The sequence below is a fragment of the Chroococcidiopsis thermalis PCC 7203 genome, from assembly GCF_000317125.1.
GTDB lineage: Bacteria > Cyanobacteriota > Cyanobacteriia > Cyanobacteriales > Chroococcidiopsidaceae > Chroococcidiopsis > Chroococcidiopsis thermalis.
Genome location: NC_019695.1, coordinates 4,714,757 through 4,731,935, shown reverse-complemented (window position 1 = coordinate 4,731,935; position 17,179 = coordinate 4,714,757). Strand labels below are relative to the sequence as shown.

Sequence of the window (17,179 nt, the reverse complement as noted above, 5' to 3'; positions counted from 1 at the left end):
AATAAATTAAGAATATCATCGAGCATCTAGCTACAGTCATATATCTTACGGATGAGTTTGGATTGACTTAAGAAAAATTCAAGAAATTGGTTACAAATTCTAAATTAATTTGCTAGAAAGCACAAATTATTTCTACGATTAATTATTAGGAGTTTTTGGGTATTAAGAAAATATCTAACCCACGACTGATAACAATTAAACAAAATTTAGTTTTCACTGAAAATTACAGCTTTTTGCGGCTAGGGATCGACAAACTACGAGAAAACCAGGAAGTAGGCGCTCGGAGCATTCCCGCACCTACTTCTTAATTTTTCTTCACAAAACTTTTCGTTCAACGTTTAGTTAAGAAATTTAAAAATTGTAGGAGAAGACGGTGGCTGCTATAGATATCGTGTTTCTCGTTGCTTACTTTGTAGGTGTAGCGGCGATTGGTTATTGGTCGAGTCAGAAAAGTTTAGCGACTAGCAAATCATATTTTTTGGGCGGTGGAAGTATTGGCTGGGCAGCAATTGGTGCGAGTCTATTTGCTAGCAATATTTCTGCCGAACACTTCATTGGATTAGCAGGTAGCGGCGCTAGTTCTGGTCTAGCAGTAGGGCAGTTTGAATGGATTGCCTGTTTTATGCTATTGCTATTAGGCTGGCTGTTCGTGCCGTTCTATCTCCGCACTGGTGTATTTACAATGCCGGAGTTTTTAGAAAGGCGGTTTAATCGTCAGTGCCGTACCTATCTATCCGCAATTTCATTAATTGCTTATGTCTTTACAAAAATTAGCGTCGCGGTTTATGCAGGGGCGATCGTTCTGCAAACAATTTTAGGCTGGAATATTTGGCTAGGTGCGATCGCCTTGATTGTGGCTACGGGTGCGTATACAATTTTTGGCGGTTTGAGAGCAGTAATTTATACTGATTTCTTCCAAGCATTTATTCTGATTGGCGGCGGAATTTTCTTAACTGCAACAGCAATTATTGATGTGGGTGGTTTCGGTGCTTTGTATCAAAAAGTCGATCCCAACTTCTTTAGTTTGTGGAAAGACATCAATCATCCCGATTTTCCCTGGACGGGAATTTTATTCGGCGCACCCATCTTAGGTTTGTGGTATTGGTGTACAGATCAAATGATCGTCCAACGCACCCTTGCCGCACCTAATATTGAAGTCGCAAGGCGATCGACAATTTTTGCTGGATTTTTAAAACTTCTACCTGTATTTATCCTTGTCTTACCAGGGATCGCCGGGAGAATTCTGTTTCCCGATGTAGAACCAGACCGGATATATGCCACGATGGTGAATAATCTCCTCCCGCCTGGAATTAAAGGATTAGTGGTAGCTGGGTTGCTGGCAGCGTTGATGAGTTCTCTTTCCAGCGTTTTTAACAGTAGTTCCACGCTAGTTGTGATGGACTTCTACCAAAAATGGAAACCAGAAGCAAGCGATCGCGAGTTAGTGCGAGCCGGACAGATTTCGACTATTCTACTGGTAGTGACTGGTTTGCTATGGCTCCCCTTTATCGGGTTGATGAGCAATCAGCTTTACGTCTATCTCCAGTCAGTCCAAGCCTACGTTTCGCCACCGATTGCTGCTGTCTTCTTGATGGGGATATTGTGGAAACGCGCTACTGGTAGGGCAGCTTTCAATACCTTAATTACTGGTTTTATTTTGGGTGCAATTCGATTTATCGCCGAAATCGCCGTAAAAGCAGGTTGGATAACTTGGCGACCTTTGGTAGCCTATGCCACAATCAATTTCTTACACTTCGCGATTCTGCTGTTTGTCATTTCTATTGCCATTTTGGTACTTGTCAGTTTAACCAGTGCTGCACCAAACCAGAGACAACTAGAAATCTTCCAACACTCAGATGCAGAGTTGGAGAAGTTTGCTGGTTCGCATCGATCGCACAATCTCAATGTTAGGTCGAGTTTCATCCTCGCCGCGATCGTCTTGGTATTTTGGGTTGTTTTTAGTCCCTTTGTCGTTAGTTAATCGCTAGAAAAAGTAGAGACGTTACATGTAACGTCTCTACACTGCTAATTCTTCGGCGACAGTTTCAGATTCAAAATTGACAAAACCAAGATGATTAAAAACATTGCCAAACCGATCGTGCAGGCGTAGCTAATATCTAAACTACTGCCAAAAGCTTGTTCGTAAAGGTAATAAACAATAGTTTTAGAACTGTTGCGGGGTCCACCTTTGGTCATGATGTAGATTTCTTCAAAAACCTTGGTGGCGGAAATGGCAGAAATGACAGCTACTAGCATTAAGTAAGGTCGCATTAATGGCACTGTAACATCCCAGTGTTTGCGCACGCCATCGGAACCGTCGATCGCAGCAGCTTCGTATAATTCTGCTGGAATCGACTGTAACCCAGCTAAATAAATCACCATGTAGTATCCCAGTCCTTTCCACACTGTCACCGCGATGACGCTAAAAAGGGCAAATCTGGGACTAGTCAGCCAGGGTATACCACTAGTTAAAATTCCAGTTTGTTTCAATAATTGATTTAGCAATCCATTCTGAGCATATAACCACCGCCAAGCAATCCCTGCTACGACCATAGAAATAATCACAGGCGTGTAATAGGCAGCGCGAAACCAGTGCATTCCTCGTAGTTTCTGGTTAACTAAAATCGCCAAAATCAAAGGAATTGCAACCAAAATCGGCACGGCGATCGCCAAATACAATATTGTATTTCCCAAAGTTTGCCAAAAGACTTTATCCTGCCACAAACGCTCAAAGTTAGCCAAGCCAATCCATTCAGGTGCTTGGGTTATGTCGTATTCGTAACGAGTAAAGCTCAAGTAAAATGCTTGAAGGGCAGGATAAAAGACCGTTAACCCCAGAACGAGCAGTGCTGGTAGTAAAAATAAGTATGGAGTGAGGCGCTGTTGAATTAACGTCCAGTTAATGGGAACGGATTTCTGCATGGTCATTGCTTTGTAGTGGCAATCAGAGCTTTTCGATGTTTCTAGTGTTACTCGAATAGGATTTGCAAGTAGATAGCGGACGTGTAAAAGTTTTCTCGCTTCATTTATAATTTTCTGGTCGCTGCTAAACACGACGGTTGGATGGCTTGAATCAGTGTAGGTTGTATTGATATCTAAGGCAACGGAAATATTACTATGAAAACATGCAAGGTTATTTCAGTCTCTTGCCTAATATTCTCTACTAGTATTTGTGGGTGTCAAATAGATACTTTGAACGCACGAGCAACTCAGCCGAGTGTTGCGGCTGCTCAAGAGCCAGAAAATTCTACAGGTGTCCAGCTTGCAAGTATAACTTCAGCGTCAGCTAAAACATTGTTAATAACGCTTAGTAAGGACTCGAAGCCTAAACCGATCCAGACGCGATCGGGACCAGGGGGTTTAGAAGTTGACCTCGTGCGTGCTGGCATCACTGGAAAAATTCTCACTGTCGAACTGCTCTATCGCAACCCAACCAGTGCATACACCCGCAATGTCGAGATGCCGATTCAGCAAGTTAGCTATATTGATGATGCGACAGCAAAACGCTATGGCGTGCTTAAAGATGAATCCGGTCAATACTTGGCATCGCCGTTGGGAAAGAGGGACAAAACAATCGTGGATTTGGGAAATTTTTCTAGCGTCGAAAAGTCTAAGGTGGCGTGGTTTAAGTTTCCTGCACCGCCTGCCGGAACAAAGACTATTTCGATTAACATTCCCGATGTAGGTCCTTACGACGGTATATCGGTACGACCATGAAATACGTTCTCCTCCAAGCGGCTTTCAGCGTTTCTGCGATGATGTTGGCAAGTTGCAATGAGCCGATCGAGAAATCTCGTGATGCTTCTACTGCTGAGTCAGTTAATCCGAAACAAGTACAGCAGTTTGCTACTGCGCAAGTACAACCGGAGCCGTTGAAGCAGGAACGAGAACGCGCCTCATCTTTTCCGGATTCCGGTAGTCAATTAACAGGTGATGTTAGCGATCTGGAAGGACTGGTTGCTGACTTGGATGGTCGTATTACAGAGTCGGAAACAATTATCGATCTGCCAGCTGATGTGCTGTTTGATTTTGACAAAGCTAATATTCGTCCCGATGCTGTTCCAAGGTTAGAGAAGTTAGCTCGCCTGATTCAACAATCCGGTAGTGTTATGGTGCAGGTCAACGGTTATACAGACTCGAAAGGCAGCGATGTGTATAACATGAAGCTATCCCAGCGTCGCGCTGCTGCGATCGCCCAGTGGCTTGCTAGCAAGGAAGGCATAGAGTCCGAACGCTTGCGGACTAAAGGCTATGGCGAGAGCCAACCTGCCGCACCAAATGTGAATCCAGACGGTTCGGACAATCTAGAAGGACAGCGGACAAATCGCAGAGTTCAAGTAATCATTTCGCGATCGTAGGTTTTGTCCTCTGCCATCCGCTTTAAGAATTCGCTTCGATATCAACCCAGACCCAGATCCGTCACAGCACCGAGACTGCTAGAAGATACCAACTTGGCATACTTTGCTAACACGCCTGTAGTATACCGTGGCGGGCGGGGTTTCCAGCTAGCGCGACGTTGGGCTAATTCTTCATCCGATACGTGCAGGTGTAAGCTACGGGAACGAGCGTCGATGGTAATTGTATCCCCCTCTTGCACCAGGGCGATCGCACCTCCTACAGCGGCTTCTGGGGCGACGTGACCGACGACCATACCGTATGTTCCACCTGAGAAACGCCCGTCAGTGATTAATCCCACCGAATCTCCTAAGCCAGCGCCGATAATTGCCGAAGTAGGGGCTAGCATTTCTCGCATTCCAGGACCACCTTTAGGTCCCTCGTAGCGCACGACGATGACATCACCTGCTTGGATCTGTTTTGCCAAAATTGCCGCTAGACAGGCTTCCTCGGATTCAAATACCCGCGCTGGACCCGAAATTTTTGGTAGCTTCACCCCTGTAATTTTTGCCACCGAACCTTCTGTAGCCAAATTTCCCTTCAAAATAGCTAAGTGTCCTTCAGCATAAAGGGGATTTTCCCAAGGACGAATCACATCTTGGTTTGCAGGTGGAGTATCGGGGACATCAGCTAAAACTTCAGCAATGGTTTGTCCGGTAATTGTCAACGCATCGCCATGTAATAAACCATGTACGAGCAACATTTTCATCACTTGGGGAATCCCGCCGACTTTGTGTAAGTCTGTTGCTACATATCTACCACTCGGCTTGAGATCGCATAGGACTGGAACGCGGGCGCGAATAGTTTCAAAATCATCTAGAGTGAGTTCTACTCCTATTGAATGGGCGATCGCCAGCAGGTGTAAAACAGAATTGGTAGAACCACCCACAGCCATGATCGTCGCGATCGCATTTTCAAACGCCTTACGAGTGAGAATTTGACGGGGTAAAAGTTGTTTGCGAATGGCTTCAACTAAAACAAAAGCTGATTTTTCCGTACTTTCGGCTTTTTCTGCATCCTCCGCTGCCATTGTGGAAGAATAGGGCAAGCTCATCCCCATTGCTTCAAACGCAGAAGACATTGTATTTGCCGTATACATTCCACCACAGGAACCAGCCCCAGGACAAGCACGGCGTTCGACTTCGATTAATTCTGTTTCGTCAATTTTGCCAGCACTGTATTGTCCTACAGCTTCAAATGCACTGACAACTGTTAAATCTTTACCGTTGTAGTTTCCGGGTTTAATTGTTCCACCATAGACAAATATTGCTGGGATATTCATCCGCGCCATAGCAATCATCGCCCCTGGCATGTTCTTATCGCAACCGCCGATCGCTAAGACTCCATCCATACTCTGTCCGTTACAGACAGTTTCAATTGAATCGGCAATTACTTCCCGCGATACGAGGGAATATTTCATCCCTTCCGTTCCCATCGAAATGCCGTCGCTGATGGTAATCGTACCGAACATTTGCGGCATTCCCCCAGAGTTTCGCACTCCGGCTACAGCACGTTGGGCAAGCTCGTTAATTCCCATGTTGCAGGGAGTGATGGTACTGTAACTGTTAGAAATACCAACGATGGGTTTAGTAAAATCTGCATCGCCAAAACCGACAGCCCGTAACATAGCGCGGTTAGGCGATCGCTGTACGCCTTGGGTAACGACTTGACTTCTGAGGTTGTCCGACATTTTCTATCCTTGGGGATGCGATCGTAGGGGCAGAGTTTGTATTGTCGCAAAAAAGATTGGACTTGGTAACAGAACTTCTTACGATTTAATCATGCCGCAGACAGATACTGATATTCACAGCAAAGTTACATAATAGTAATGTCGAGAGCGGAAATTTAACTAAATTTCTTCCTCTCGACAAGGATAGTGAGTTAAATGGCAAGGCAAAAAGTTTGCCTGCTTGAATTGACATTAACAGCGATTGTTGACTGAACTAGTGGTAAAAAAGCAGCGATCGCACTACAGTCCTCAGTCTTTGAAGTAGCTATAAATAAATTTTAAATACTGCTTGCTAGCTGTTGGCAGTAATTTAGTTGAGGTTTGGTTTCTGCTATACTGGAACCAAAAACAAAAATTTCGCCCAAATACTTCTTTACTGCTTAGCTCTCTCACCTTGTATAGTAGGTGCGATCGCAATCGTCGGGTATTTGGCGAAAAACTAATGGTTAAATTGTCAAAAACTCTTAATATTAACTGGCGCTAGAGACCGCCACAGCAACGAATACTAAAGCCACAACCAAAAATGCACCTGCAACGCCACCAATAATATAGTTACGCTTCTGAGTACTGCTTGGTGGTTCTGCCGTGTAAACTTTGGGTTCTACAGCAAAGTTATTTAAACGACCGCCTTCTTCGGTGGTATAGGGCATGAATCAAGTCCTTTCTATTTTTGCTTTGCTTAACTGTAACAAAAAATGGTAGAAATACTCTCCTACTTTAGTTAAGAAAATTTACATATGCGGGAGTAGGGGCGCACAGCCGTGCGCCCGTACAGGAGTCGGGGAAACAGCCGCTTTAGCTCGTGACAGTGCCGCTGAGAGGGGAACTAGCGATCGCGTAATCTTTGATTGGTATTCGTCCGGCGAGGTAGGCGAGTCGTCCGGCTTCGGTGGCTAGTTTCATACCGCGTGCCATAGCAGGAGGGTTCTTAGCTTGGGCGATCGCCGTGTTAATCAGTAAAGCATCTGCCCCCAACTCCATTGCTTGCGCGGCTTCGCTAGGCGTGCCAATTCCCGCATCTACCACCACTGGTACGCCAGCATTTTCAATGATGATTTGAATATTTGCCGTTGTTTTCAATCCTTGTCCAGAACCAATTGGAGAAGCCAAAGGCATCACAGTCACGCAGCCGACTTCCTCCAACCGTTTCGCCAGCATTGGATCGGCATTGATGTAAGGTAATACAGCGAAACCTTCCTTCACCAATTGTTCTGCTGCTTGTAAAGTTCCAATCGGATCGGGCAGCAAATATTTTGGATCGGGAATCACTTCTAACTTGACAAAATTGTTATCTTCTTGTCCTAAAACCTTCGCCATTTCGCGCCCCAAACGAGCAACGCGAATTGCTTCTTCCGCCGTCTGACAACCAGCAGTATTGGGTAACATCCACAGCTTTGTCCAATCCAAAGCCTCGGCTAAATTTTCATGTCCAGGTGCTTTTGTTTGCACTCGTCGCACAGCAACGGTGACAATTTGACAACCGCTAGCAACCACGCTTTGCTGCATCTCTTCTACGTTGCGATACTTACCAGTACCAGTCATCAAACGGGAAGAAAAAGTGCGATCGGCAATAACTAAAGGGCGATCGAGGGATTGTTGCTGTGATAGATCTAAGGTTTGCATTTGTGAAGTGTTGGTAATTGGTAATTGGTAATTGGTAATTGGTAATTGGTAGTTGGTAGTTGGTAATTGGTAATGATTCTTTCTTGTCTCCCTTGTCCCCCCTGTCCTCCCTGTCTCCCTTGTCTCCCCTGTCCCCCTTCCCCGACTCCCGACTCCCGACTCCCAACTCCCTCTCATAAACCGCAAATAACTAAAACTCTCTAGCAAAGGATCTAATTTTTGTTCCCATAAGTCAGCAATTAACTTGGCAGTGATGGGTGCGAGGAGGATGCCGTTGCGATAGTGACCAGTGGCTAAGGTAAGATTCGAGCAAGGGCTGTTTCCTAAAATGGGTAGTTCGTCAGGAGTCGCAGGACGAAAACCCCACCAAAATTCGCGAATTGGATAATCTTGTAACTGGGGATAGATCCGAATAGCTCGTTGCAGTAAAGCTTGAATTCCCGCTGGAGTATTGTAAGGGGTAAATCCTACATCTTCACTGGTAGCACCAATAATAATGCGGCGTTCGCGGCGCGGTACGATGTAGACATCTGGGGCATACAAAACCCGCTGGAGCATCGCATCAGCGCGATCGCTATCTGGTATTTGTACCGATAACATTTGCCCTTTTTTCGGGCGCACGGGTAAGGGTAACAACTCTGACGACCAAGCACCAGATGCCAGGATATAGCGATCGGCTGAGAAGTTGCCACTGGCAGTCTGAACGCCAATAACTCGCCCTTGATGCTGTAAAATGCCTTCAACAGCAATTCCATCGTGCAAATCTACGCCCAAAGATTCTGCTGCCGACCATAAAGCCAAACTCAAAGCCCGATTATCGACTTGAGCATCTTCGGGATACCACCAACCGCCCTCAACTGCTTCGCTCAATCCTGGTTGATAGAGGTGGATTGCCTCTTTATCGAGATAGTAAGCGGGGGAAGAATTATTTTCTTGTAGGGGCGCACAGCCGCGCGCCCCTACATCTTCATAAACAGGCGCGAGAATGCCGCAAGCCCAGTAACCTGTTGGCTTACCGCTAATTTCTTCTAGCTTGCGCGTCCATTCGGGGTAGAGAGATCGCGATCGCAAACACAGATCTAACATTGCCCCTGGAGGGATTTGCTCGGCTTGAGGCGCTAGCATTCCCGCCGCTGCATGACTTGCCGCAGCATGAAAATCGCGACAGAGTAAAGTGACAGATGCACCGCGCAATCTTAACTCAACGGCGATCGCCAAACCAACGACCCCGCCACCAATAATTAAAATGTCATTTGTCATTTGTCATTTGTCATTTGTGAGTTAGGCAAGAGGCGAGAAATTGAGCGATCGCTTTTACCTGCAATGCTTCGCCAGCCATTCTGTATATATCTCGAGTTCTCATAAACAGCTTCCCTCCGCTGGTATTACCCAGTCTCAGGTTCTAAGGGACTATCTCAGCCTGGTTCCCCAGACACCCCTAGCTATGGTTGACTATCCTAGCACGCGGATAAGCGGAAAATGTGCATAGCTTCTCATGTTATCCCTATTGTCATAGTAGTTCGCTACATAACACATCGACAGGAAAAACGCAGATCATCTCCATCAATAAACCCCTCAGCTTTCACTTTCTATAATTCCGAATTCCACACAATTTCCGTACCTTGTCCCCAGAAGCCGTCAAATTTTGTTACCTTTACATCACCTAAAACTTTTGTCTGGCACGCTAACCTTAGGTTGCGCGTGGGAGAATGGGGAGGAAGGGAGCGACGGGTTTTATCTTGCCAATTTGGTTCGGAAACTTCGCCTTCGACTAACACCGCACAAGTACCGCAACTGCCAATACCGTGACAATTGATAACTTTAGCGCCACCGTTGTACAACTCAATGTCATGCTTAAGCAAGACTTGTCGTAAGTTAGCGCCGCGATCGCATTCAATTGTTTTACCTTGAGCAATTACCTTTACCATATCCATGTTAGCTAGCGACTCCACCATCTAGTTCTACCTAAAATCAGAATATCGCTTTCTAGAGTTCGAGCTTTCCTGTGTTTGTTCTTTCCCTATGACCGAAGCATTACCCCTCGCCTCCAACCCAAACCAGATCTGGATTTACGATACAACCCTGCGCGACGGTACGCAGCGTGAAGGCTTGTCTGTATCCTTAGAGGATAAATTACGCATTGCCCGCCAACTCGACCAATTGGGCGTTCCCTTTATCGAAGGTGGATGGCCTGGGGCAAATCCCAGAGACGTACAATTCTTCTGGCAGTTGAAGGAAGAACCCCTCAAACAAGCAGAAGTCGTTGCTTTTTGTTCTACCCGTCGTCCCCATGTCAGTGCGGCTGAAGATTCACTCCTGCAAGCGATTTTGGCTGCTGGGACTCGTTGGGTGACAATTTTTGGTAAATCTTGGGATCTCCACGTTACAGAAGGGCTAAAGTGCAGCCTGGAAGAAAATTTAGAGATGATTCGCGATACAGTTGCCTACCTTCGCAGCCAAGGGCGACGAGTCATTTACGATGCCGAACACTGGTTTGATGGCTATCAACACAATCGCGATTATGCCTTAAAAACGCTAGCAGCCGCGATCGCCTCTGGAGCAGAATGGCTTGTCCTGTGCGACACCAACGGCGGGACTCTCCCGCATGAAGTTAGTTCTATTGTCCGCAACGTAGCCTTATTTATTCAAAAATTCCCCACACCCCACACCCCACACCCCACACCCCTTTTAGGCATTCACACCCACAACGATTCCGATACAGCTGTCGCCAATGCGATCGCGGCTGTGATGGAAGGGGCGAAGATGGTGCAGGGGACGATCAATGGCTATGGAGAACGCTGCGGGAATGCAAACCTCTGTTCTCTCATCCCTAACTTACAGCTCAAACTCGGCTACCAATGCCTTGCTGACGCGCAACTGCCTCAAATAACTGAAGTTAGTCGTTTTGTCAGCGAAGTTGTCAACCTTGCCCCTGACGAACACGCGCCTTTTGTGGGGCGTTCTGCCTTTGCCCATAAGGGAGGTATCCACGTCTCGGCTGTGGAACGCAATCCTCTCACCTACGAACACATCCAACCAGAACAAATCGGCAACCGCCGCCGGATTGTGATTTCTGACCAAGCAGGAATTAGCAATGTTGTCGCTAAAGCCCGTACTTTTGGCATTGAATTAGATAAACATAACCCTACAGCGCGGCAAATTCTGCAACGATTGAAAGAATTAGAAAGTGAAGGCTATCAATTTGAAGCTGCCGAAGCTAGTTTCGATCTCCTCATGCGCGAGGCTTTAGGTAAGCGACAGCATTTTTTTGAAATTAAAGGCTTTCAAGTTCACTGCGATTTAGTTGAAGGGCGAACGAATACTAATGCCCTCGCCACTGTTAAACTGACTGTTAACGGTCAAGATATTCTCGAAGCCGCTGAAGGAAATGGTCCTGTAGCAGCATTAGATAGGGCGTTGAGAAAAGCTTTAGTTAATTTTTATCCTCAAATTGCTCAGTTTGAATTGAGCGATTATAAAGTCAGAATTTTAGACGGACACAGCGGTACGGCAGCAAAAACCCGCGTCTTAGTAGAATCAAAAAACGGTCATCAGCGTTGGACGACCGTTGGCGTTTCTCCCAATATTTTAGAAGCTTCCTATCAGGCAGTTGTAGAAGGATTGGAATACGGTTTGATGTTGCATATGATGGCAGAAACAGTATTAAGTACCTCTAGTTAGGCTAAATTTAGCGATTATTCGTCACCCCATTCAATTTCATTTTTTAGCGCCTGTAATGGTGTTAGAAGCATATCAGCTATGTCGGCTCTTCCTCTAGCTTTGTAGATATCTATAGCTTTTTGGAAATCTGTCACTGCCCCCTGTTTATCTCCTGTTAAAGTTCTAGCATGACTACGGTAAATATAAGCTTCTGCAAAGTCAGGATTGAGATTAATGGCTTGAGTAAAATCGTCAAATGCTTCTTTGTATTGTCCGTTTCTACCTCGATCGCGCCCTTGTTGATAAAGTTCGTTAGCTTTCATGGCAATCCTTAATCTCTGCTCTTCGTTACGCTGCAGCCAATCTTTCTCAAGTATGGGGAACCATTTATAACTCTTCACCCATTTGAATATCTCTTTGAAACTCTTGCAACCTCCCTAAAAGTATATCAGCTATTTCTGATTTTCCTTGAGTTCTGTAGATATCAATAGCTGACTGAAGATCTTCAACTCCTCCATGTTTGTCCTCAAGTAAATAGCGAACGATAGCACGAGAAACATAAGCCTCTGCAAAGTTAGGATTGAGTTTGATCGCTTGAGTATAATTAGAAATTGCTTCTTTATAAAATCCTTTACGACCTAATTCAATTCCCTGATGATAAAGTTCGTTGGCTTTCATTGCAATTCTTAATTTCTTCTCGTCATTACGCTTTTTGCATAGAGGGTCAAGGCTAACTATCTTGCCGTCTGAACCAATTATAAAGCAACCTGGATACTCTTGAGCTGTTGACACATTTTGAAGAAAAGATAGAATCGACATTGTAGTAGAAAAAACAGTAGCAACCAAATATAAAAACTTAATCATTATTTATACCACCTATGTATAAACTTTACATTACTATTTTTGCTTTTTATCTATCAAAGCATAATCAATTTTATAAAATTACTGTAATTTTACCTAAGTTAGCTAGAAAGTGCGAGTAAATGTTTTCAGTAAAATCACACTTATAGTATTGAGAAAAATAGAGTTAAGTTTATTTTACATCTTTGTTGTACTGCTCTATATTTGAGCGTTTACCTTTGTCAATCCATGAAGATATCCACCAAGATATTCGTGCATATAATTCACGCTTTGAAGATATCTACTAGTGATGGATAAAAGTAATTTGAGCGTCCTTACCCATCAGGGTAGAGCTTATTTGCATACTTTTTTGCACGACAAAGTACTAAATATTTTTCAATTTTTATATGACTTTCAGCTATGAATTACTTACAAAAGGCTACCATATTTATCGGTATCGCAACTGCAATTAATGGTGTAAATTTTAAGGCACAAGCTCAGTTCTGCGCCGAGCCCTCTCAGACAGCATTAACTAAAGCTCGACTTGATGAAATTGCCGTCGATCAAGGAATACCAGTGGGGCGGGCTCCAATAGCCTTTCAAAACTTTGCGCTAGCTACAATCAGACCAGGTACTCCAATTCCAGAAAATACCGACAAATTTGAATCACCCCAAAGGAGAGACAAGACAAATGGTAAATTAGAAAACGTAGTACCAGATGGGGTGCTTCCACTTGTAATTCAAAACCTTCCTTTGGGTTCACCTTTAACATATGACGAGAGCGTGTTTTATGAGGTTAAAGCATTAAGTGGAGGTTTACTACCCCCTAGTTATGATGATTACCAAATTCTAGGTTTTCTTGATGCTCTTAGTAGGAGTGATGCAGCAGATGCAGGAAGAATACCAGCAATTATTTTTCTTACTACCGCAGATGTAAAACAGATTAGTCTTAGAACCACACTAGAAGCTTCTACGAAACGTGTAGGAGTCTGGCACGCCATAGGCTGTGAAGTTCCAGGTAGTTTCAATAACCTCCAGCTTGGTCAAGCCTCGCTGAGAAATCCTGAAGTTTATATTCTCAATCTAACGCTTCCAGAATCAATAGGTCCTGGAATGCCTGGAAGACTTTTCTTGAATCCATCAAATTCAGATCCAGATTAATTAATAGATTAGAGATTATCTGAGCTATATTTTAAGATAAGCATAGGGCTTAGTGTTATCATTGCCCTATGCATTTATTTATATTCCTTCAAATTAATGCTTTCATCTCGTTGTTTTAATTAGACAAACATATGACTCTAGAACAGAACAGAGGGATTGAATCTATTGATTTAAATCAAACTTTTGTTTTCGTTAAAGCCCCAATAGAATCTGTAGCATCAGCCTTTGTTCGAGTAAGGCAGGCGAATAGATGGGAGCAAGATATATACGATCGCGAAATAGTAACTACAGGTCAAGGCTTTATTGTATTTCAATTTAGAGAACAAACTTGGACATCGATCTATGAATTTGGTTTTGTACCGTACCGTACTCCACTTCAAAAAAAGGATGCTCAAACTCTTTCTAACTTGCTACAAACTCGCACAGTTTACTATAGAGTGAGCGATACGGGTGGCTATATTGGATATGAATTATATGAAAATGGCAACTTTATAGAAACGCTAGACTTTGAAGAAGATATTTCTTTTTACTTCCAATCTCAAAATCGTCAGCTTCAACGTGAAGACATGGGAAGTGTATACGGATTTATCTACGATTTTATGGTTGAGCAAGATATTTATATCCCAGCTATACGTCGAGTTGAGAATCAACAAGGTTATTTGCGGCTGCTGGGTCCTGAATTGGAGAATTTAGAGCGCAGTGATTTTGAACGACTAGATTACCTCACGCTAGGATAAAAACATGGTAGAGGCGCACAATTATAAAGGCGCACGGCTGTGCGCCCCTACAATAGAAAAATTAATGCACAGACTCAACTGGTAACTCTGCACCTGCAGGAGAGCGTAAATCTTCTACCATTTCTTGTACGGCAATTGGTGGTGGTGGAGTCAGGCGTGAAACCACCAGCGTGACGATGAAGTTAATTATCATCCCCACCGTACCAATTCCTTCAGGAGAAATCCCAAATAACCAAGGTTGCATTCCGTAGAATTTTACCCCGACGATGTAGAATAGGGTGAAGATTAGACCGACTACAATACCTGCGATCGCCCCTTCTCGATTCGTTCGTTTGTCGAAAATCCCGAGAACAATGGCAGGGAAAAAGCTAGCAGCAGCTAACCCAAACGCAAACGCTACCACTTGCGCCACAAAACCCGGCGGATTAATCCCAAAATATCCCGCCAGCACCACGGCTAACCCGACCATAATCCGACCGACAAACACCCTTTGGGTTTCTGAGGCGTTGGGATTAATGATGCGGTAGTAAATATCGTGCGCCACAGAACTAGAAATCACCAACAGCAAACCACTAGCCGTAGATAAAGCTGCGGCTAATCCCCCAGCAGCGACCAGTCCGATGACCCAAGGGGCTAACCTAGCCACTTCTGGCGTAGATAAGACAATAATATCGGGGTCAATCGTGATTTCGCTCGTATTTTTATCTGGTGTTAGCTCAATTCGTCCGTCATTGTTCTTGTCGTCAAAGGTTAATAACTTGGTTTTTTCCCATTTATTTGCCCAGTCTAACTGTCGCACTTCGGTAATTGGCTGGTTGTGCAAAGTGCTAATTAAGTTGTAACGGGCGAAAGTTGCCAAGGCGGGAGCGCTGGTATAAAGTAGGGCGATAAATAACAACGCCCAACCAGCCGAATAACGTGCTGCCCTGACATTAGGAACCGTGTAGAATCTAACGATAACGTGGGGTAGTCCTGCCGTTCCCACCATCAAGGCGAGGGTAGTGAACAGCACGTCCAACTGAGATCTGTTAGCAAATGGTTGCGAGTACTCCTGAAAACCCAAATCCAACTGAATTTGATTTAATTTGCCTACAATATCGCTAAAAGTAAAGGCGAGTTGCGGAATCGGATTGCCCGTCAGAATATAGGCGATCGCCGCTGCTGGAATCAAATAAGCCACAATTAATACACCATACTGGGCTACTTGCGTCCAGGTGATGCCTTTCATTCCGCCCAAAACTGAGAAGAACGCCACTACCACCATCCCAATAATCACACCCGTGCTGATATCGACTTGGAGAAAGCGGCTGAAAACAATTCCGACACCCCGCATCTGTCCGGCGACATAAGTTAAAGAGACAAATAAAGCAGCAACAACCGCGACTAACCTAGCAGCATTAGAATAATAGCGATCGCCGACAAAATCCGGCACGGTATACTTACCAAACTTGCGCAGATATGGAGCAAGTAGGAGTGCCAGCAACACGTAACCGCCAGTCCAACCCATCAGATAAATCGAGCCATCGTAGCCCAGAGTCGAAATTAACCCCGCCATCGAGATAAAAGAAGCCGCCGACATCCAATCTGCCGCAGTTGCAGCACCGTTTGCAATCTGAGGGACATTTTGCCCAGCGACGTAAAAGCCAGAACTATCTTTGACGCGCGATCGCCAACCGATGTAAAGATACAGTAGAAAAGAGAGGGCAACTAAAATAATCGTCCAAAGCTCTGCTGACATGATTTTCCCTCACTTTCTAATCCCATATTTGCGATCGAGCTTGTCCATCTGAAAAGCATAGATAAAAATCAATACTACGAAAGTTAAGATCGAGCCTTGCTGTGCCATCCAAAAGCCTAGAGGAACGCTTCCAAGTCGGATTGCATTCAACGGCTGTGCTAACAGGATGCTAAACACCAGGGATACCAGCGCCCAAACAATTAATAGATTCCGAATTAAAGCCGTGTTTGCCCGCCAGTATGCTTCTTGTCTATCTCTATCCATAGTTTTATAAATTGAATTTGTGAAATGATATGAATTAAGATGTAAAAACGCAAGGCTTTGGTTGTAAAAATAGTTTAAAACTTAACAATCTAATCATTACAAAAAAAGTTTGCTTTTCAGTTGCAAGAAAGTATGAATTAACTGACAAAGAAATTAAAACTTAAAGACAAGTAAACTGAGGCAACGGCAATTTTTTGGTATAACGGCGACTTAATCACAACAAATGTCATCAAGTTAGCGGTTGACGATCCAGGTTTATTGTATGGAGCAACCGTGTTTACTACGCTACGAGTTTATTGTCAGTCGCTCGATCGCTCCTTAACCAACTGGAAAAGGCATTGCGATCGCCTCCGCTCCAGCATTCAATTCTTAGACTGGCAAGAACCAAACTGGCAGAAAGTTCGACAAGGGGCAGAAATCTTACTGCAAGATTTTCCCGTATTGAGAGTCACAATCTTTCCTGACGGCAGAGAGTGGATAACTGGGCGATCGCTACCAGGGGACTTGACAGAAAAGCAAAGACATGGGGTAGCAGCTAGCTTAATATTCGGAGAAGAATTTCACCGCTTTTTACCCACCCATAAAACAGGTAACTACTTAGGTGCGTGGCTAGCCAAGACAAAAGCCCAACACATAACAGCCAGCGAAGCAATTCTTGTCGATGCCAACGGTAACTGGCTAGAAACCAGCACAGGTAATTTGTGGGGATGGCAAGACGGTAACTGGTGGACACCACCACTAGAAGCAGAAATTTTACCAGGAGTCATGCGATCGCAACTCATAGACTGGCTCAAAAATCAAAATCAACCAGTTATGGAAAAACCCTGGACACCAGACGTAGTTGCCAAAATGGAAGCGATCGCCTACAGCAACAGCATAGTAGAAGTTATTCCCATCCACACCATATTTGAGGAGCGAGGAGTCAGGAGTGAGGAGCGAGGGCAAGAAAAAATAAATCAGCTAAACTACAACCCCAATCATCCAGCTTTGACGAACTTACAAAAACTATTTCAGCACGAATGAAATCTTCCT

The 17,179-nt window shown here is 44.5% G+C and carries 15 protein-coding genes, 2 pseudogenes and 1 riboswitch; of the genes and pseudogenes, 7 read left to right on the top strand and 10 right to left on the bottom strand.

Features of this window, described 5'->3' with window-relative positions; genetic code table 11:
- Positions 1-373: 373 nt before the first annotated feature.
- Positions 374-1,981, top strand: coding sequence for a sodium:solute symporter (locus tag CHRO_RS20475; RefSeq protein WP_015156133.1), 1,608 nt, complete (start codon positions 374-376; stop codon positions 1,979-1,981).
- A gap of 44 nt (positions 1,982-2,025) precedes the next feature.
- Here CHRO_RS20475 and CHRO_RS20470 read toward each other — a convergent pair whose 3' ends face one another.
- On the bottom strand, positions 2,026-2,928 hold the full coding sequence (locus CHRO_RS20470; protein ID WP_015156132.1) for a carbohydrate ABC transporter permease: 903 nt from the start codon (positions 2,926-2,928) through the stop codon (positions 2,026-2,028).
- Between the two features lie 264 nt (positions 2,929-3,192).
- Here CHRO_RS20470 and CHRO_RS20465 point away from each other — a divergent pair, with 264 nt between their 5' ends.
- The gene (locus CHRO_RS20465) at positions 3,193-3,717 is read left to right on the top strand and encodes a hypothetical protein (RefSeq protein ID WP_041462559.1); all 525 of its coding nucleotides are present in this window, start codon (positions 3,193-3,195) and stop codon (positions 3,715-3,717) included.
- On the top strand, positions 3,714-4,358 hold the full coding sequence (locus tag CHRO_RS29900) for an OmpA family protein (protein WP_015156130.1): 645 nt from the start codon (positions 3,714-3,716) through the stop codon (positions 4,356-4,358). Before CHRO_RS20465 ends, CHRO_RS29900 begins: the two co-directional genes overlap by 4 nt.
- A 41-nt stretch (positions 4,359-4,399) precedes the next feature.
- Here the strand turns inward: CHRO_RS29900 and ilvD are convergent, their stop codons facing one another.
- The 5 genes and pseudogenes from ilvD to CHRO_RS20440 form a co-directional block, all read right to left on the bottom strand.
- Positions 4,400-6,085, bottom strand: a complete 1,686-nt coding sequence (gene ilvD, locus CHRO_RS20455; RefSeq protein WP_015156129.1) for a dihydroxy-acid dehydratase — start codon at positions 6,083-6,085, stop codon at positions 4,400-4,402.
- A 509-nt stretch (positions 6,086-6,594) separates the two neighbouring features.
- Positions 6,595-6,774: a photosystem II assembly protein Psb34 gene (psb34, locus tag CHRO_RS20450; protein WP_015156128.1), complete on the bottom strand. Its 180-nt coding sequence runs from the start codon at positions 6,772-6,774 to the stop codon at positions 6,595-6,597.
- 145 nt (positions 6,775-6,919) lie between these two features.
- Positions 6,920-7,714: pseudogene (locus CHRO_RS34895) on the bottom strand (glycine oxidase ThiO); the annotation flags it as partial.
- Positions 7,715-7,927: 213 nt separating this feature from the next.
- Positions 7,928-9,007: pseudogene (gene thiO, locus CHRO_RS34890) on the bottom strand (glycine oxidase ThiO); the annotation flags it as partial.
- 94 nt (positions 9,008-9,101) lie between these two features.
- Positions 9,102-9,197: riboswitch (TPP riboswitch) on the bottom strand.
- 139 nt (positions 9,198-9,336) lie between these two features.
- Positions 9,337-9,675: a 2Fe-2S iron-sulfur cluster-binding protein gene (locus CHRO_RS20440; protein WP_041463354.1), complete on the bottom strand. Its 339-nt coding sequence runs from the start codon at positions 9,673-9,675 to the stop codon at positions 9,337-9,339.
- A gap of 94 nt (positions 9,676-9,769) precedes the next feature.
- On the opposite strand from CHRO_RS20440, the gene cimA reads away from it, so the two are divergent.
- Positions 9,770-11,428, top strand: coding sequence for a citramalate synthase (gene cimA, locus CHRO_RS20435; protein WP_015156125.1), 1,659 nt, complete (start codon positions 9,770-9,772; stop codon positions 11,426-11,428).
- Between the two features lie 14 nt (positions 11,429-11,442).
- Here the strand turns inward: cimA and CHRO_RS20430 are convergent, their stop codons facing one another.
- Together CHRO_RS20430 and CHRO_RS33895 are read right to left on the bottom strand one after the other, a co-directional pair.
- Positions 11,443-11,730 (bottom strand): tetratricopeptide repeat protein, encoded by a 288-nt coding sequence (locus tag CHRO_RS20430; RefSeq protein ID WP_015156124.1) that lies wholly within the window; start codon positions 11,728-11,730, stop codon positions 11,443-11,445.
- Positions 11,731-11,794: 64 nt separating this feature from the next.
- On the bottom strand, positions 11,795-12,271 hold the full coding sequence (locus CHRO_RS33895; protein WP_015156123.1) for a tetratricopeptide repeat protein: 477 nt from the start codon (positions 12,269-12,271) through the stop codon (positions 11,795-11,797).
- A gap of 396 nt (positions 12,272-12,667) precedes the next feature.
- Between CHRO_RS33895 and CHRO_RS20420 the strand changes: the two genes are divergently transcribed.
- On the top strand, positions 12,668-13,408 hold the full coding sequence (locus CHRO_RS20420; RefSeq protein WP_015156122.1) for a hypothetical protein: 741 nt from the start codon (positions 12,668-12,670) through the stop codon (positions 13,406-13,408).
- 131 nt (positions 13,409-13,539) lie between these two features.
- On the top strand, positions 13,540-14,145 hold the full coding sequence (locus tag CHRO_RS20415) for a hypothetical protein (RefSeq protein ID WP_015156121.1): 606 nt from the start codon (positions 13,540-13,542) through the stop codon (positions 14,143-14,145).
- Between the two features lie 61 nt (positions 14,146-14,206).
- On the opposite strand, the gene CHRO_RS20410 is transcribed toward CHRO_RS20415, so the two are convergent.
- Positions 14,207-15,883: a sodium:solute symporter family protein gene (locus tag CHRO_RS20410; protein WP_015156120.1), complete on the bottom strand. Its 1,677-nt coding sequence runs from the start codon at positions 15,881-15,883 to the stop codon at positions 14,207-14,209.
- Between the two features lie 9 nt (positions 15,884-15,892).
- Positions 15,893-16,147 (bottom strand): DUF4212 domain-containing protein, encoded by a 255-nt coding sequence (locus CHRO_RS20405; RefSeq protein ID WP_015156119.1) that lies wholly within the window; start codon positions 16,145-16,147, stop codon positions 15,893-15,895.
- 189 nt (positions 16,148-16,336) lie between these two features.
- Here CHRO_RS20405 and CHRO_RS20400 point away from each other — a divergent pair, with 189 nt between their 5' ends.
- Positions 16,337-17,170, top strand: a complete 834-nt coding sequence (locus CHRO_RS20400; protein ID WP_015156118.1) for an aminotransferase class IV — start codon at positions 16,337-16,339, stop codon at positions 17,168-17,170.
- Positions 17,171-17,179: the final 9 nt, after the last annotated feature.